Annotated in this window: 16 protein-coding genes and 1 pseudogene; 8 read left to right on the top strand and 9 right to left on the bottom strand. The window is 64.6% G+C overall.

The annotated features are described in order from the left end of the window. Window positions 1-242: 242 nt before the first annotated feature. The 3 genes from ACP92_RS11230 to ACP92_RS11240 all read left to right on the top strand — a co-directional run bounded on the left by ACP92_RS11230 (window position 243) and on the right by ACP92_RS11240 (window position 3,460). The gene (locus tag ACP92_RS11230; protein ID WP_013234233.1) at window positions 243-1,019 is read left to right on the top strand and encodes a FadR/GntR family transcriptional regulator; all 777 of its coding nucleotides are present in this window, start codon (window positions 243-245) and stop codon (window positions 1,017-1,019) included. 77 nt (window positions 1,020-1,096) lie between these two features. Next, window positions 1,097-2,038 carry a LysR substrate-binding domain-containing protein gene (locus ACP92_RS11235; protein WP_013234234.1) on the top strand — a complete coding sequence of 314 codons (942 nt, stop codon included), beginning with the start codon at window positions 1,097-1,099 and terminating at the stop codon, window positions 2,036-2,038. 234 nt (window positions 2,039-2,272) lie between these two features. Next, a complete protein-coding gene (locus tag ACP92_RS11240; RefSeq protein WP_013234235.1) occupies window positions 2,273-3,460 on the top strand; it encodes a GGDEF domain-containing protein in 1,188 nt (395 codons plus the stop codon). 8 nt (window positions 3,461-3,468) lie between these two features. Here ACP92_RS11240 and ACP92_RS11245 read toward each other — a convergent pair whose 3' ends face one another. Genes ACP92_RS11245 through imuA form a run of 3 tightly spaced genes read right to left on the bottom strand, consistent with a single transcriptional unit; the run spans window position 3,469 to window position 8,845 of the window. Beyond that, window positions 3,469-6,678 carry an error-prone DNA polymerase gene (locus tag ACP92_RS11245; RefSeq protein WP_048348540.1) on the bottom strand — a complete coding sequence of 1,070 codons (3,210 nt, stop codon included), beginning with the start codon at window positions 6,676-6,678 and terminating at the stop codon, window positions 3,469-3,471. A 9-nt stretch (window positions 6,679-6,687) separates the two neighbouring features. Continuing rightward, window positions 6,688-8,172 carry a Y-family DNA polymerase gene (locus tag ACP92_RS11250; RefSeq protein WP_041310669.1) on the bottom strand — a complete coding sequence of 495 codons (1,485 nt, stop codon included), beginning with the start codon at window positions 8,170-8,172 and terminating at the stop codon, window positions 6,688-6,690. Then, entirely contained in the window at window positions 8,099-8,845 is a 747-nt protein-coding gene (imuA, locus tag ACP92_RS11255) for a translesion DNA synthesis-associated protein ImuA (protein WP_041310671.1), read from the bottom strand. Before imuA ends, ACP92_RS11250 begins: the two co-directional genes overlap by 74 nt. Window positions 8,846-9,179: 334 nt before the next feature. On the opposite strand from imuA, the gene ACP92_RS11260 reads away from it, so the two are divergent. Continuing rightward, entirely contained in the window at window positions 9,180-9,524 is a 345-nt protein-coding gene (locus tag ACP92_RS11260) for a KGG domain-containing protein (protein ID WP_041310674.1), read from the top strand. Between the two features lie 220 nt (window positions 9,525-9,744). Here ACP92_RS11260 and ACP92_RS11265 read toward each other — a convergent pair whose 3' ends face one another. Together ACP92_RS11265 and ACP92_RS11270 are read right to left on the bottom strand one after the other, a co-directional pair. Further along, complete coding sequence (locus ACP92_RS11265; RefSeq protein ID WP_013234240.1) at window positions 9,745-11,250, bottom strand: Fic family protein; 1,506 nt, start codon at window positions 11,248-11,250, stop codon at window positions 9,745-9,747. 99 nt (window positions 11,251-11,349) lie between these two features. Continuing rightward, a complete protein-coding gene (locus ACP92_RS11270) occupies window positions 11,350-12,102 on the bottom strand; it encodes a YoaK family protein (RefSeq protein ID WP_013234241.1) in 753 nt (250 codons plus the stop codon). A gap of 222 nt (window positions 12,103-12,324) precedes the next feature. On the opposite strand from ACP92_RS11270, the gene ACP92_RS11275 reads away from it, so the two are divergent. Beyond that, entirely contained in the window at window positions 12,325-12,561 is a 237-nt protein-coding gene (locus ACP92_RS11275) for a hypothetical protein (RefSeq protein WP_041310677.1), read from the top strand. A 299-nt stretch (window positions 12,562-12,860) separates the two neighbouring features. Here ACP92_RS11275 and ACP92_RS11280 read toward each other — a convergent pair whose 3' ends face one another. Then, window positions 12,861-13,373, bottom strand: coding sequence for a CBS domain-containing protein (locus ACP92_RS11280; protein WP_013234242.1), 513 nt, complete (start codon window positions 13,371-13,373; stop codon window positions 12,861-12,863). Window positions 13,374-13,621: 248 nt separating this feature from the next. Here ACP92_RS11280 and ACP92_RS11285 point away from each other — a divergent pair, with 248 nt between their 5' ends. The 3 genes from ACP92_RS11285 (at window position 13,622) to ACP92_RS11295 (ending at window position 14,988) form a co-directional block, all read left to right on the top strand. Beyond that, a complete protein-coding gene (locus tag ACP92_RS11285) occupies window positions 13,622-13,894 on the top strand; it encodes a SemiSWEET family transporter (RefSeq protein ID WP_041311784.1) in 273 nt (90 codons plus the stop codon). A 158-nt stretch (window positions 13,895-14,052) separates the two neighbouring features. Beyond that, window positions 14,053-14,625, top strand: coding sequence for a DUF4142 domain-containing protein (locus ACP92_RS11290; RefSeq protein WP_048348541.1), 573 nt, complete (start codon window positions 14,053-14,055; stop codon window positions 14,623-14,625). Window positions 14,626-14,745: 120 nt separating this feature from the next. Next, window positions 14,746-14,988 carry a hypothetical protein gene (locus ACP92_RS11295; RefSeq protein WP_041310680.1) on the top strand — a complete coding sequence of 81 codons (243 nt, stop codon included), beginning with the start codon at window positions 14,746-14,748 and terminating at the stop codon, window positions 14,986-14,988. A 406-nt stretch (window positions 14,989-15,394) separates the two neighbouring features. Here the strand turns inward: ACP92_RS11295 and ACP92_RS11300 are convergent. The 3 genes and pseudogenes from ACP92_RS11300 to ACP92_RS11310 all read right to left on the bottom strand — a co-directional run. Next, window positions 15,395-15,937, bottom strand: a pseudogene (locus ACP92_RS11300) (type 1 glutamine amidotransferase domain-containing protein); the annotation flags it as partial. Window positions 15,938-16,008: 71 nt separating this feature from the next. Further along, window positions 16,009-16,233: a hypothetical protein gene (locus ACP92_RS11305; protein ID WP_041310683.1), complete on the bottom strand. Its 225-nt coding sequence runs from the start codon at window positions 16,231-16,233 to the stop codon at window positions 16,009-16,011. A 158-nt stretch (window positions 16,234-16,391) separates the two neighbouring features. Then, entirely contained in the window at window positions 16,392-16,721 is a 330-nt protein-coding gene (locus tag ACP92_RS11310) for a hypothetical protein (protein WP_171941736.1), read from the bottom strand.

The following is a 16,721-nucleotide window of genomic DNA, read 5'->3' on the forward strand; positions in this document are numbered from 1 at the left end:
GGCAGGCAGGGGCGCAGAATCGCCACGGCCCGGCCACAGACGCGGGGGTCGCAGACGGTCGGCGAGGGCTTGTCTCCTGGATCTTGTTGGTTTTTCTGGGGAGTCAATCTAAGCCAGTGCAGACAAGCTGTCAATTGAATTTACTACTTTGCTGACTGCCTGCCCTGCATGACTGGCCGCTTACCCGGCAAATCCGCTACCATGCGCAACAGTACAGTAGCCACCCCGGAAAGACCGAATCGATGCCCAACACCAGCAAGCCGGCGCGCGCCGGCGCATCCAGCGACATCCTGAACCTGGCCGCAGCCGGTCTCGGGCCGGTACGTCCTGAGCGCTTTGCCGAACGAGTGTATGAAACCCTGTTCCATGCCATCGTGGAAGGCCGCATCACGGTGGGCAGCAAGCTGCCTTCGGAAAACGACCTGGCCACGCTCTTCGAGGTCTCGCGCCCGGTGGTGCGGCAGGCGCTGGACCGGCTGCGCGAAGACCAGTTGGTGGAATCGCTGCGCGGTTCCGGCACCTATGTGAAGGAAAAGCCCGGGCTGGCCCCGGCCCAGCCCGGGGCGGAACCCGAGACCCGCATCGGCCACATCATGAACGGCCTGGAACTGCGCCTGGTGATCGAGCCCGAATGCGCCGCCATGGCCGCGCTGCGCCGCAACCGCCAGGACCTGGACAGGATGGAGCGCCTCCTGGAAGGGTTCGAAGCGGCCAACCGGGTGGGCGGCATCGCCCACCATTACGATTTCGGCTTCCATGAAGCCATTGCCACGGCCACTGGCAACCTGCGCTTCGTGCAGGTGATGAAGACGCTGGAATACGATGTCAGCCATGCCGTCAACATGCTGCGCCACCTGATGCATATCGCGCCCTGGAAGCGCTCGCAGGACGCCATGGACGAGCACCGCCAGATCTTCGAGCTGATCCGCGTGCAAGACGCCGAAGGGGCGCGCCGCGCCATGCGCGGTCATATCGAGAACGCCCGCACGCGCATGTTCAATAGTCGGCCGGGATTGTAGATTGTAAATAATACTGACAACTTGCTTTACAGCGACGCCAGACACCCGATACCCGATATCACACAGGACCCGCCCGCATGGAATTACGCCAACTGCGCTACTTCGTCGCCATCGTCGATCACGGCTCGCTGTCACGGGCGGCGCGCGCCTTGCACATCGCCCAGCCGGCGCTGACCCAGCAGATCCGCCAGCTCGAAGACGAGCTGGCCGCCCAGTTGCTGCACCGCTCGGCCCAGGGCGTCATCGCCACCGACGCCGGCAAGGTGTTCTACGAGCACGCCCTGGCGATCTTGAAGCAAGTGCAGGACGCCAAGCAGGCCGTCGGCCAATCCGCCGACAAACCCTCGGGCACGGTGGCGCTGGGCATCCCGCAGAGCGTGTCCAATGCGCTGGCCTTGCCTTTGTTGAACGCGGTGCGCTCGACTTACCCGGAAATCACGCTGCAACTGACCGAGGAGTTGACCGGCAACCTGATCACCCAGCTCAAGTCCGGCCGCATCAACCTGGCTGTGCTGTTCGACGACGGCCAGCTGTCTTCCTTTGCGGCCACGCCCATGATCGAGGAAGAGATGATGTACATCACCCGCGCCAAGTCGCAATACGGCGTGGCCGGGCGCAAGAGCGTGCCGCTGGCGCGCGCCATCCAGGCGCCGCTGATCTTGCCGGGCCTGGCCCACGGGGTCAGGCCGCGCATCGAGAACCTGGTGCGCTCGCAGGGCATGAGCCTGGACAACGTCATCGAGATCAACTCGGTGGCCATCCTCAAATCGGCCATCCTGGCCGACATCGGCGCCACCATCCTGCCGGTGGCGCCCTTGCTGGCCGACATCGAACGCGGCGAGATGGTGGCCCATCGCATCGCCGGCGAGCGCATCTCCCGCACCCTGGCGCTGTGCGCCTCGCGCAATATTCCGCTGACGACGGCGGCGGCGGCGGTGGAGCAACTGGTGCTCGATGTCACCGATGAATTGTGCCGCTCGGGGCGCTGGGGGCATACCGAATTGCTCGAACGGGAGTGAGCTGAGACGCTTGCTTGCCTCCCTGCCTCCTTGTGGAGGACGATTCAGTTTTTTTGATGTTACGCGCAATTTGCGTTTTGACTACGCGCTTCGGTTACACTAGCCGGTCCTGTCCGGCATGCTGCACTGCGGTATCCGGAAGCCTGTCAGGGCGCGCGGGGGCGCGCCACGGGCGGGAAGGGTTCCGAGTCTTTGCGCCATTTTCACCTGCCCTGAGGGGGCAGCCACATTGGGATGAATGCAGCTACTGCCAGTATCGCACTGGCCCTCGTACAGTTTTGCGGCGGCCTGATCATGGCGGGCCTGTTCATGAACATGCCCAAGGAACACTGCACGCGCCTGTGGGCGCTGTCGGGCCTGTGCGGGGCGGCAGGGATCTGTCTCATGCTGGTGGGCTACAACCACATGGGCGACGTATGGAATCCGCTGGCCCTGCTGGCGGGCAATACCGGCCTGTTTTCCTGCTGCCTGCTGGCCTGGGCCGGCTTGCGCAGCTTCTACCAGCGCCGCACCGGCTGGTGGCCGTGGCTGCTGGTGGGCTTCTATGCCTTCCTTTTCTCGCTCCTGCTGCTCTACCAGGTCAGTTTCACGCAACGCAGTTATCTGGCCTTGGTCGCCCTGCAGCTGACGTTCTGGCTGGCCCTGGGCGAATTCGCGCGCGGCATGTCGGGGCCGCATGCGCAGCGCTATGCGCGCTGGAGCTTCGGGCGCTGCATCGGCATCGTCTCGCTGCTCATCTTCATCAGCACGCATGTGGCGCGCTTTGTCCTGTCGTTCTCCCATCCTGAACTGTTCATCCCGCCGGCCATGAGCAATATCGGCGTGGCGCTGATCTATCTGATTCCCCTGAGCGGCTCCTTGCTGTTCTCGGTGTCGCTGATGATGATCTATTTCGAACGCCTGCTGGCCGACAGGCAGCGCCTGGCCACCGAAGACCAGCTCACCGGTGCGCTGAACCGGCGCGAGCTGGTGCGTTGCGGCGAGTTGCTGCTGGCGCGGGCGGTGGAGCGCAAGAGCGTGCTGGCGCTGGCCTTCATCGATGTCGATCACTTCAAGCAGATCAATGATCGCCATGGCCACCTGGCGGGTGACCGCGTGCTGGCCGGCATTGGCGCCACCCTGGCCCAGAGCTGCCGCCCGGGCGATGTGTTGGGCCGGTATGGCGGCGAGGAATTCTGCGCCGTCTTTCCCGGCGTCGACCATGACCAGGCCTGCCAGATCGGCCAGCGCCTGCTGGAGTCGGTGCGCACCCAGCGCTTCGAGCATGGTCATCCGGTGACCATCAGCGTCGGCCTGGCGGTCTTGCAGCCGGGTAACCAGCGCAGCTGGGATGAACTGGTACACGAAGCCGACCTGGCCCTGTATCGCGCCAAGAACGAGGGGCGCAACGCCTACCGCATGGCCATGTCGTTCGGCCATTGAGACGCCATTCAAAAGAAATCCCGGCTGCGCGGTTGCAGTTCCCCCAGCAGATGGGTCCAGTCTTCCAGCCGGCCCGCCACCAGGTGACGCACCTCGCCGTGGCACTGCCAGCTGCCATATACCCCCAGCAGACGCGCATTCAAGACTTCGCTGCGCTGCCGTTCCAGCACCGCAGGCCAGATGATCACATTGGCCGAGCCGGTCTCGTCTTCCAGGGTCATGAAGATCACGCCCTTGGCCGTGCCGGGCCGCTGGCGCACCGTGACGATGCCGCAGCAGCAGGCGAACTGGCGGTTCTGCAGGGTGTTGAGATCTGCCACGCTCATGAAGCGCCGCCGCTGCAAGGTCGGGCGCAGCAGCGCCAGCGGATGGCGGCGCAGCGTCAGGTTCATGGCGCGGTAGTCGTCGATGATCTGGTCACCTTCGCCGGGAGCGTCCAGTTGTACGGCGTCATCGCCCCGGGGGGCGCTGCGCAGCAGATCGCGGTCGGGCACCGCGCCCACCGCATGCCAGAGCGCCTGGCGCCGGTGGCCGGCCAGTTCGCGCAAGGCATCGCCTGCCGCCAGTGCCTGCAGGGCAGGGCGGTCCAGCCCGGCGCGCCGGGCCAGGTCATCCACATCGGCAAAGGGCCGTTGGGCGCGGGCTTGTTCGATGCGCTGGGCGGCCTCGGCCGGCATGCTGCGCAGCAGGCTCAGGCCCAGCCGCACGGCGGGGCGCGCCCCTGCGGATGAGGGCAGTTCCAGCGTCGATTCCCAGCGGCTGCGCACCACATTGGCCGGCAACACCTGCACGCCGTGCCGACGCGCATCCTGGATCAGTTGCGAAGGGGAGTAGAAGCCCATGGGCTGGCTGTTGAGCAGGCCGCACAGGAAGGCTTCCGGCTCATGGCACTTGAGCCAGCTGCTGAAATAGGTCAGCAGGGCGAAGCTGGCGGCATGGCTTTCGGGGAAGCCGTATTCGCCAAAGCCCTCGATCTGCTTGAAGATGCTCTCGGCGAATTCGCGCGAATAGCCATTGTCGGTCATGCCCAGCACCAGCCGTTCATAGTGCGGCCCCATGCCGCCCTTGCGTTTCCAGGCCGCCATGGAACGGCGCAGGTCATCGGCCTCGCTGGGCGAATAGCCGGCGGCCTCGATGGCCACATCCATCACCTGTTCCTGGAAGATGGGGATGCCCAGGGTGCGCTCCAGCACCTTCTTGATCTTGCCGCTCTTGCTGGTGTTGTCCGGATAGTCGAAGCTGCCGCCCTCGCGCACCAGCTCGCGCCGTCGCAGGTAGGGATGGACCATGCCGCCCTGGATAGGACCGGGCCGCACGATGGCCACCTGCACCACCAGATCGTACTGGGTGCGCGGCTGCATGCGCGGCAGCATGCTCATCTGCGCCCGGCTTTCGATCTGGAACACGCCGATGGTGTCGGCCTTGCAGATCATCTCGAAGGTGGCCGGGTCTTCCCGCGGGATAGCGTGCATCTGCATCACCTCGGGCAGGCCGCGCCGCAGGCTGACCAGTTCCAGCGTGCGGCGCAGGGCGGTGAGCATGCCCAGCGCCAGCACATCGACCTTGAGCAGCTTGAGCGACTCCAGGTCATCCTTGTCCCATTCGATGACGCAGCGCTCCGGCATGGCCGCATTCTGGATCGGCACCAGCCGCGACAGTTGCCCGCGTGCGATCACGAAACCGCCGGTGTGCTGCGACAGGTGGCGCGGGAAGCGCAGCAGCTTGCCGGTGATGCTGGCCCACAGGCCGATCTGCGGCAATTCTGGGTCCAGCCCGGCTTCGGCAAAGCGCGCCAGCAATTCTTCGCGGCTGTCGAACCAGTGCTGCGACTTGGCCACCGCATCGACGATGGCCGCATCCACCCCCAGCGCCTTGCCGACCTCGCGCAAGGCCCCGCGCGGGCGATAGCTGTGCACGGCGGCGGCCAGCGCGGCGCGGCGGCGGCCATATTTGCGGTAGATGTGCTGGATCACTTCTTCGCGGCGCTGGTGCTCGAAGTCCACGTCGATGTCGGGCGGTTCTTCGCGTTTTTCACTGATGAAGCGGGCAAACAGCAGGCGCGTGGAGGTGGGATCGACCTCGGTCACGCCCAGGCAATAGCACACCGCCGAATTGGCCGCCGATCCCCGCCCCTGGCAGAGGATGCCGCGTGAACGGGCGAACTGGACCAGGTCATAGACGGTGAGGAAATAGGCTTCATATTCCTTTTGGGCGATCAAGGCGAGTTCGGCCTCGATCTGTTCGCGCACGCCTCCCGGCAGCCCTTGCGGATAGCGCTTGGCGGCGCCCGCCAGGGTTTGCTGGCGCAGGTAGTCGGCCGCGCTCATGCCCAGCGGCACCAGTTCATCCGGATATTCATAGCGCAGCTCGGCCAGGCTGAAGCGGCAATCGGCGGCGATGGCCAGGGTCTGGGCCAGCGTGGCCGGCGTATGCACCATGCCCAGCCGCACCCGCGAACGCAGATGCTGCTCGGCATTGGGCGCCAGCGCATGGCCGCATTCCTGCACCGGCTGGCCCAGGCGGATGGCGGTCACCACATCCTGCAGGTACTTGCGCGAGCGCTGGTGCATCTGCACGTCGCCCACGGCGGCCAGGGGCAAGCCATGGCGGCGCGTGGCGGCCTCCAGCGCGGCCCGGTGCAGGTCATCCAGCGGGCGGTACAGGCGTGTGATGCCCACCCAGGAGCGGCCCGGCGCCAGCGGCGCGAACCAGCGCAACTGGGCGTCGAGGGTCTCTTCATCGGCGGGATAGTCCGGCACCAGGATCAACTGGCAGTCCGGCAGGGCGCGCAGGTGCGACAAGGCCGGTGGCGGGCCGCTCAGGTCTTCCGGATGGAGCAGGTAACTGCCTTTGGCGGCGCGGGTGCGGGCCAGGGTGATCAGCTCGGAGAGGTTGCCATAGCCCTCGCGGTTCCTGGCCAGCGCGACCAAGGTCAGGGCTGCCAGCGGATGGGCGGGCTCATCCTCGAGCCCGGTGAAGCGGAAGCAACTGCCGATGATCAGCTTGAAGTCTTGCGTGCGGCCTTTGTCGAACTGTTCCTTCCAGGCGGCGTAGGCCCGCACCACGCCGGCCAGGGTGCATTCATCGGTGATGGCCAGGGCGCGGTAGTCCAGCGCGATGGCGCGTTGCACCAGTTCATGGGCGTGCGAGGCCCCTTGCAGGAAGCTGAAGTTGCTGCGGCAATACAGCTCGGCATACTCTGGCAGGGTCGTTGACATGTGCTGCTCCTAGCCGAACAGCCCGTGCAGGAACCACTGCGGTTCTTCTTCCGGGCATTCCCCGCCATGCCACTGGCGGAAGATCCAGTAATAGGCATGCTGCGCATCGCGCACGGTGAAGTAATCGCGGGTGGAGGGCCGGCCTTCCCACCAGCCGGCTTCGATGCGTTCGGGTGGTGAAGTGAATTCCAGCGGCGTGCGATAGAAGGGCTTGTGCTGCAGCACCCGCAGCGGCACAGGCTCATCCAGCAGCCACAGCGGACGCGGCGGCAAGCGCGCCGCATCGGTGGAGAGCGGCGCGGGCAGGCTGGCAGCCGGCTGCATCACGCTGCACCAGCGGTTGGCCAGCTCCGGCCGATAGTCGGCGCGGGGCGCAGCCTGGCGCACCTTGTCTGCGCCCAGCCGGGCCACCAGCAGTTCCAGCAGGCGCTGGTGGTCTTCGGCGCTGCCGCCCGGTTCGGGGAAGAGCATGTCGCTGGCCGGCTGCCGGCGTTCCAGCTCTTCGGCAGCCAGGCCCAGGGCGATGGCCGGGGCGGGCAGGGTGGAGCGGGCCAGCTTTTCCTTGACCAGGCTGTAGAGGTGGTCTTCCTGCCAGGCCGGCGCCGACAGGGCAATGCGCAAGTCGGTCGGGGCGACGGCCTGGCGGCCGCGCTCATGCTCCAGCCATAGCCGCAACTGCTTCACGGCCAGCTGGCGCGCCGTCAGCCAGCCGGCCAGTTGGGTCAGCAGGGCCTGGGCATAGGCGGTCAGGATGTCGGTCTGCTCTATCCGGTCGGGCAGCTCCACGCGGGCCTGGAAGACCGGCGGGGCCACTACCCAGTCATGCACTTCGGGTGCTTCGCCATAGGCGTGCTCCAGCATGTCCAGCAAGGCCTTGCCGCAGCGCCGCTGCAAGCCCGCCCGCGGCAAGGCCCGCAACTGCCCCAGTTGACGGCAGCCCAGGCCGTGCAGCCATTCCAGATGGGCTTGTGCGGCGCTGAGCAAGACCACCGGCAGACGATCCAGGCGGCGCCGCAGCGAGCGCTCGCGCACGGTGCGCACATCGCCGTAGCGCGCCAGCATCCAGGCCCCGGTGGCCGTGACGGCGCAGGACAGCGTGGCCGACAGCCCCAGCCGGGAGATGCTCACGCGGACCTTGCGGCACAGCGCCCGGATGCCGCCGAACAGGCGCAGGCTGGCGCTGACTTCCAGCAGCACGCAGGCCTGCGGCGCCAGGCTCACCTGGGGCGTGTATTGCAGCAGCGCCAGCGCGGTCTGTTCCAGCGCGGCCTGTTCACGCGCCGGGTCGCGCTCCTGCAGTTGCGCCTCAGGCGCCAGCAATTGCACCCCGCCGCGCCGCATGCCCTCATGGACCCCGCACGCGCGCGCCGCCGCCGACAGCGCGGCCACGCGCTCGCGTTCGAAGACCACGGCGGCGACTTCATCCAGCCAGTTCGGACGGAAGACTTCCAGCGGCAGCAGTGGCAGGTGTACGGCGATCCACAGGGGAGACATGGCGTTGCAGATTCGGTGAAGGTGTCAGGGGAAGAAACAGGCTGTGCTCGCGCAGCGGGCCGCGCCGCTTGAGAAAGCCGATGTCCAGGCCGCCCGGCGCCGGCCTGAGCGTGAGCCGCAAGGGGGCCGGTGAAGCCTCCCGGGCGCAGGCCAGCGGACGCAGCATGAAAAACAGGGTCTGGCCCGCCTGGGCCGCCACGTGCAGCCGGCGCAGCAGATCGTGGTCGCCCTTGCGCAGGCGCGCTTGCCACATCAGCAGGGCCTGGCAACTGTCGGCGCGCAAGACCTGCTCGGCGGCCCAGCAGGCGTCGACCGGGGTATCGGCCTGCAACTGCAGCAGGCGCGTGGCCGGCACGCCCATGGCCGCCCAGCCCGGTGCATTGATGGCGTGCGGGGCTTGCAGCAGGGCGATGCGACCGCTGGGCGCGCCTGGTCGCAGGCGCTGTGGCTGGGCCAGCAGCGGCCGCAGCAGGCGCAGTTCACCCACGCCATCCTGGGGCAGCAGCAATTCGATCAGCACCCCCGTAGGCCAGCCGCGCCCGGGCAATTCCGCATCGAGCGCCTCGAAACCGCTGGAAACCCCGCGCCCATTACCGCGCGCCAGCTGGGAGGCCAGCCAGAGCGCGGGGTGGATGGTTTCCGGCGTACGGGCCGGGGAAGAGGGAGACAGCATGGTCGGGTGCAGCGGCAAGGAAAGACGGGGAAATGGCGGTAACTGTATAAATATACAGTATTTGTTTTGGTGTGTGACAAAACCCGACTTTGTGGGGGCAGGAAAATGAAGCTGCATTCAGGAGAGCGTCCGCAAGCTCATCTTCATGGATTCCTGCATGTCTGACAGTGGATGCTGACAAGGGCTGGGGAGCTCTTCCGATAGTGAGCTTTGGTGAGCCTTCCTAAACTGCAAGCGTGGATTCAGGTTGGTGTCAGCCACTCGTGCAGAGCAGGACAGTGGCAGGCCGGACCGGTCCGCTCCACTCGACTATCCAAGCTAAGGAGTCTTACACATGGCAAATGCACAAAATCCGGGGAACAGTAATCGCGGCTTCGCCGCCATGGATCGGGAGAAACAACGCCAGATCGCCAGCATGGGCGGCAAGGCGGCCCACGCCAAGGGCGCTGCCCACGAGTTCACCTCGGCCGAAGCCCGTGAAGCCGGCCGCAAGGGTGGTCTCAACAGCCATGGCCGCAAGAATGCTGCCGCCGCTGCCGCTGCCGCCCAGAATGGCGCCAGCAGCTCGGCCCAGCCGCAGATGAACCAGGCTGCTCCGCAAGACCAGGCGCGCCAGGAGTCGCAGTCCAGCGCGCAGCAACCCCAGCAGTCGGACAATACGGCACAACAGCAAGGCTGATGGCGCCGGCCGCCTCAGGCAGCGGCTGCCGCCTCCCAGGATGGGGTCGGGCGGCGTGTAAGACGGATAACAAGAAAACGAAAGGCGCGCAGAGCGCCTTTTTTGCATTCTCTGCCGGTAAGCTAAGCTGTGTAGTCGGCCCCAGCAGTATCGAGATTTTCTAATATCCGTCGAAAAATATTAATTTTTTGGCGAAAACTCGATATCTCATTGTGAAAAATTAATCTGCAGCCTTTAACGGGGCGGGTGGATCCGTTGTGGTCTGGAAGCTGCGTCCCACTACTTCCTCGATACGATCCAATACATGGGCAGGCAGATGCCCATATTGCTTCCTGCGATGCGCCGAGAGACGGCCCCGGTTGGACTGGATCATCCGGATGAGCGCCGAGAGGTCCTTTTGCGGCAAATCCAGCTCATCATTGAGTTCACTGAAGGCTGCATCATATCCTTTGAGGTAAGCCAGTTCCTGGGGAATCTCCTCGCGCACGGCCTGCCGGACCATGTCATGCAGGAAGGCCACTTCCCGGTCAGCCCGGAGGAAGCGGTAGGCGCGGCTGCCGGGGTGGCTGATGACGATGGGCTCCTGATCGCCCCGACGGTAATCCCACAGCGCCGTGACCGGGCGTGAAAACGCCGTCAGCAGTTCGCTATAGGCGGGAATGTTCTTTTCGATGACCGCCGAGACCGGGACCAGCGTGCCGGGCGCCATCAGCGTGGAACGTGCCAGCACATGCTGGATCAGGAAACGGTGCAGACGGCCATTGCCATCCAGGAAAGGGTGCAGATAGACGAAGCCAAAGGCGGCGCAGGCCGTCTTGACCAGCAGGTCGGTACAACGCCGGGTATCGTTGACGAAGTCTTCCCAGCCCCGCATGACGTATTCCAGATCTTCTGCCGGCGCGGGGAAAAAACTGACCCGGCCACTGGCGTCTTCCAGCCAGTTCTGCTGGTGTCGATAGCTGGCTTCCTGGCTGTAGACGTCGCGCACGATGGCATTTTGCAGACCGACCAGCCATTGTTCATTGACCTCCACTGGCTCGCCTGCCCGCTGCAATAGCTGGACGAATCGTTCCTGCTTGTTGAAGCTGGGCGTTTCTGACTCGATGGCATAGCTGCTGCGCGTTTCGGAGAGGTACAGATAGGCCACCGCCCGCCGGTAGAGCTCCGGGTCTTCCAGGGCTTCCAGGGCGTGACGTGCTTCCTTCAGAAGTTCTTCCAGCGGGGGTGTGCAGCTCATTACGCTGCGCCGCACGACGGGACAGAACGCAGGCGTGCCCAGCGCATTGTTCCGGATCCGGAACTTGGGCGAGCGCACGGGCTGCGCAGCGGTGTAATAGATGTCTTCGGGGAACAGGTCGACGTAGCCGCCGTTGGGTAGGGCCGCTACCTGAAGTTCGTCGCCGGTGAGCCATTCCCAGAGAAAACAGGCACGCCGGATGTGCTCACCCGTCGGTTTGGCCTGCCATTGGGCTATCAGCGCTGCCGGAGTGATCTCGGCGCTGGCGAAGGCGGCATCGATGACCTCCAGGTTGACCCCTTCGTGCCGCAAGGCAAACTCCAGATGGCCTACCAATGAGGTGTCAATGGCTACCGAAGCCGGAAAGAGAATGCGTGTGCCTGAATCCACTCGCCGGTTCACTGAGGAATCCGTGAAGGCGACCCGCTCCAGCGGGGTGACTTCCAGATGCAGCGTATCGATCAGATGTTGATAGCCTAGCGGGGTCATGGCATCGAATTTTCTTAATTCCTATCGAGAAATCATAATTTATCACGAAAAAATTATAATTTTATCGAGATTTATTAATTTCTCGCCGCGAATAGCCTCTCAGGAGCGCGCCAGGTCATCCATCATCGGCACCAGCGCCAGCAGGAACAGGCCTGCGGCCAGCGGCATGGTGGCCAGGAAGCCCACCAGCTTGAAGCCCAATGCTCCGGCCACGCCCCCCAGGAAGAACATCAGCAGCAAGGACCCCAGCAGCATGAACTTGCGCCGCGCCGCGGGCACCGGGTCTTCCCCGTGCTCGCCTGGCTGGCGCGGTGCGGCGCTCCAGTAGCATATCTTGCCGATCTCGATGCCGATGTCGGTGACCAGCCCGGTGACGTGGGTGGTGCGGATCTCGGAGCGGGAAATCTTGCTGATCATGGCGTTCTGCAAGCCCATCACGAAGCACAGCAGCGCCACCGTGACCGGCACGAACAGCACCCGGTGATTTTCCAGGTTGCTGCCCAGGATGCCAAAGCACAGCAACAGCATGGCTTCCAGCATCAGGGGCATGGCGTATTCGCTGTGCAGGCTGCGTCGGCGCGCCCAGTTGATCATGACCGTCGAACAGGCCGCGCCGGCCAGGAAGGAGAGCAGGGCGCTGGCGCCGCCCACCAGCAGCAGGGTCTCGCCCAGCACCAGGTTGTCGGCCAGCGACGAGACGATGCCTGACATGTGCGAGGTGTACTGCCCCACCGCCAGGAAGCCGCCGGCATTGACGGCCCCGGCGATGAAGGCCAGCGAACGGCCTAGGTGGCGGTTGGAAAGGTCGGTGCGCGCCGGGCTGGTGAGGCGGCGCAGATAATCGATGGGCATGACAGGTCCGGTTAGGCGCGAGAACGCTGGCGCAGCCTCATCTTCAAGCCGTCCTACCCCCATCGAGGGCGGCTTCTTGCTGCCTTTTCCTTCAGCGTTTTCTATGCTGACAAGCATACTTCTTCTTGCGCCCTCATGGTTGCCGATCAGCACATACCTGATGTGCGTCAGCCGGTGCAAGCAGGTCTTGTGTTTTCACCTTGCCACAGGAGGACCCATTCCATGAGCATTCCCATCGATATTCCCGGCGGCGACAAGCTGGACGAAATGACGGCCCCGCTCATGCAGCCAGGCGTGCAACAGGCCGAGGGCGGCGGTTTTCGCGGCATCGTCCTGATCGGCGCAAGCCACGAGGACGAGATGTCCACCTACGTGTGCGAGCCGGTCCGCGAGGCCAGCGACGCCGCCTATGCGGACGCCCTGGCCTATATTGCCCAGCAAGGACCGGCGCAAGGATAAAAAAAATGGCCGCCTGGGGGAGGCGGCCTGAGGGGAGGGATATAAGACGCCGAAGATCGGGGGAATCTTCGATGAATTTCTGCTTATGAAAACGACCCGTGGGGATAAACCGATGGGGGATGGACATTATTCGTAGCACGACGGAGGGGGACGTTCGTGCCGGAGTGGGTGTCCTCGGTTTCGAGTTCGTTGGAGTGCATAGTAGCCATGCACTGCAAAAAAGAAGATCGGACAGTGCCCGATTAGCGTGTAAGAAAAAACCTACAAGACTGGCCAGGGAGGCCAGCCCCTGGCTTGGGCTAGCTGCGGCCCAGGTTCACTTCGGCCAGGTCGCCCTGGCTCACTTCGGGCAGGCGGAAGTCGTCGTCCGGACGCAGCGGCGCGGCCGGCAGGGAGATTTCGGCCAGCGCCCCGGCGATGCCGCTGTTCTGGGTCTTGGCCGCCACGTCACCCAGGCTGACCATGCCTACCAGGTTCTTCTGGCGGTCCATCACGGGCAGGCGGCGGATCTGGCGTTGCACCATATCGTCCAGCACATCGTCTACCGGTTCGTCTTCATAGCACCACAGCACATCGTGGCTCATCACTTCGGTCAGCGGGGTGGTCTCGGTGAGACGCTTGCGCGCCACGCCGCGCAGCACGATATCGCGGTCGGTCACCAGGCCCACCAGGCGCTGGTCGCCATCGCAGACCGGCAGCGCGCCCACGTCGAGCGCTTCCATGGCTTGGGCGGCGCGGATGACGGTATCGTCGGGTTTGAGGGTATGGACGCCGCGGGTCATGACGTCGGCAATGGTACGGGTGGCATGCATGCTGTTCTCCTGGAAGAGGGAAAAAAGGGAAAGGAAAAACCATTTCAGCCTAAGTCGCTGCGCTGCGCGTGGCAATGCGCCATGCGCCCTTTATCGGGTCGGCAGATTCGCGCAGCGCTGCGCGAAAGCACCGACGCCCGGGCCTGGCGGGTTCTTCCTACAGGCGCTTGCGAAGCCTGCCGACTGTGGCCCAGGCGCACATGGTCCACCATGGCGGCACCGATTTTTCAACGCTACCGATCCTCACCATGTCCGAACACATCACTGACCTCATCGGTTGGGGCGCCACCCTGATCCTGCTGTTGACCATCTCTTCGCAGGTCTATGAGCAATGGCGCAGCCGTTCTACCCAGGGCGTGTCGCACTGGCTCTTCGCGGGTCCGTTGGCCGCCTCTGCCGGCTTTGTCACCTATAGCCTGCTGCAAGGGGACTGGGTTTTCGTGGTGTCCAACGTGTTCCTGCTCTTCACGGCCTTGCTGGGACAGGTGCTGTACCTGCGCAACCGGCGTCGGCAAGGCTGAGCTGCCGGGCTGGCGGGGCGTGGGCCATGGTCATCGATTCTTACAGGCGTCGTTGGCGCTGTCTGATTCAAAGGCGGGATGGGGGTGGCTACAGTGCAAGCATGACGCTGGCCGCAGACCGGCCAGAGACCTTTCCATCATCCACAAGGAGAAGCGCCATGACATTCCTGTTCCATCGTGCGCCAGAGCGTGCCGTATCGCCCCGCCCATCGCGTCGCCTGCTGGCAGCCGCAGCCTTGCTGACGGCCGGCGTTGCCTTGTCCTTCACTGCCTCCGCCGAGACGGCGTCGAAAGACAAGAAATTCATGACCAATGCAGCCGAGGCCGGCCACACTGAAGTCGAGGCCAGCAAGATCGCGCTGGAAAAAAGCAGCAATCCGGCCGTCAAGCAATTCGCCCAGAAAATGATTGACGAGCACACCACCGTGGGCGAAGAGCTCAAGCAACTGGCCTCCAGCAAGAACGTCAGCCTGCCGGAGGAGCCCAGCATGGCCCAGCGCGCCAAGATCGCGGTGCTGGAAAAGCTCAAGGGCAATACCTTCGACCAGCGCTATGCCAGCATGATTGGCGTGTCGGCGCATGAAGACGCGGTCAAGCTGTTCCAGAAGGCCTCGTCCTCGGCCCAGGACGCCGAAGTCAAGAGCTTCGCCGCCAAGACCCTGCCGGGTCTGGAAAAGCACCTGGCCATGGGGCGCGAGCTGAAGCAGTCGCTCGATGCCGGCAAGAAATAATCCTCGCCGACCAGTAGGCCGGGAGGGAAAAAGGCCGGGCTGGCCCTTTTCCTCCCGCTGCGATGGTCTATGCTGAAAGCAGCCTTGCTCCCCCTCGTCCAGCCCCAGAGGAGAATTGCCATGAAGCACTTCGCCCGATCCGTCCAAGAGCAGCAAGCCGGTCACTTCATGCCGCGCGTGGCCAAGCTGGACAAGCACAAATACGCCGCCTACATCGATACCCGCATCGACCATCTCTGGTCGATGGACCTGCAGGGCCAGCCGGTGCGCATCTGTAAGAAGCGCAAGAGCGCCGAAAAGGCCGCCCTGGCGCTGCTGGCCGAGGCCATGCGGCAGTATGAGGGGCAGGCCAAGGGACAGTAGCAGAGCAGTGGAGTAGTGGAGGGGAAGCGGCGACCGGCATGTACCGGTCCGCGCAGATGCCGTTCGGTGCAAACCGGACGGCATTTTTCATGGGCCTTACCTTGAGCTTGGGGTGATGCGTCCGAGTGGGGAGTCGATGCGTGCTGAGCGGATGCGATTACACCGCGCCGGACGGCGGCCCACCCTACAGGGCAGGCCGGGGCCCGGACGCAACAGCGCGTCAGCCGTCGCTCTGCGGTGCTTCACCGTGGGCCACGGCGAAGGCTTCATTCTCATGGCTGGGCGGAGCGGCCGGCGCGCGCCCCTTGGCCGACAAGGACGGGGCGGCCGTAGCAGCCTCTCCACCGGCATCGGTGACGGCCTCATCCCCGGCGGCGCTGCTGGGCGGTTGCCGATGTTCCCGGCGTTGCTGTTCATCCAGCAATTTCATGAATTCATTGTTGAAGGCGGGGATATCGGCAGGCTTGCGCGAGGAGACGAAGTTCTCGTCGCGCACCACTTCCTGATCCACCCATTGACTGCCGGCGTTCTTGAAGTCGTCCTGCAGGCTGGGCCAGCTGGTCACGGTACGGCCCTTGGCGATGCCGGCGGAGATCAGCAGCCAGCCGCCGTGGCAGATGGAGGCGATGGGTTTCTCCGCGTCATTGGCGGCGCGCACGAAGTTGCGCGCCTGGGGCAGCAGGCGCATGGCGTCGCCATTGACGACCCCGCCCGGCAGCAGCACGGCCGAATAATCGTCGGCGCTGGCGTTGTCCAGGCTGCCATCGACCGAGACCACCTCGCCCTTGTCGACGTGCTTGAAGCCCTGCACGCTGTCGCTCTTGTCGGAGAGGATATGCACGGTAGCGCCGGCGGCTTCCAGCGCCTTTTTCGGTTCCAGCAGTTCGGCTTGCTCGAAGCCGTCGGTCACCAGCACGGCGACCTTGAGTTGATGGTAGCGATTGCTCATCTTCGTTCTCCCTTTGCAAAAGAAAAGGGCGGCCGGCATGCACCGGCCGCCCTGGATGGGGCGGACTAGGCTCAGTCAGGGGTGTTCTGTCGGGTGTTCTCGCGGACCTGGTTGCGGTTCTGGTGGTCATTGCTGGCGCGATCCATCTCAGGCGCTTTTTCGATGCGCGTGATATTGGAGGTGGCCACCGGATCGCTGCCGGGGAAGCTCATCTCGTTGGCTTCATCCAGCGCCACTTCCGAGGGCGTGTCGTACTTGTTGGGACGATGGTCCTTGTCGGGTTTGCTTGCGCTCATGCTGACCTCCTTTGGATATGGGGTATGTCTTTTCAATGGAAACGACGCGCTGTACGCGTATGCCTGTAACGACCAGATTACTGCCCGCGCCGGTGCGGCGATATAAGCGGGCGGCGCAACCGCGCGTAAGAATGCGCGAGGCCATGCCACCCGGTTCCTCAAGGCCACGGCGCTGGCGTGACCTGCTGGAATTGGCCCGGCTCATCGCCATCGGCGGGGATGGCCTGGGAGGGACCTCCGGGATGCAGCATCGCCCCCGTGATCAGTTCCAGCTCGCGCTCGGCGGCCACGAAGGCGGATTCTTCCAGCGGCTGTTCGCGCACCGGCCAGTGGGTGATGGCCCAGCTCTTGTATTGCTCGAAGCGGGCGCGCAGCTCGCGGGCGTAGTCTTGGCGTTGCCGGGCGAGAGGCTCAGTGGGCTCAGTGGATGCAGTGGATGCAGTGGATGCAGTGGATGCAGTGGATGCAGTGGGCTCAATGGCGTCCAT

Source organism: Herbaspirillum seropedicae, from assembly GCF_001040945.1.
GTDB lineage: Bacteria > Pseudomonadota > Gammaproteobacteria > Burkholderiales > Burkholderiaceae_D > Herbaspirillum > Herbaspirillum seropedicae.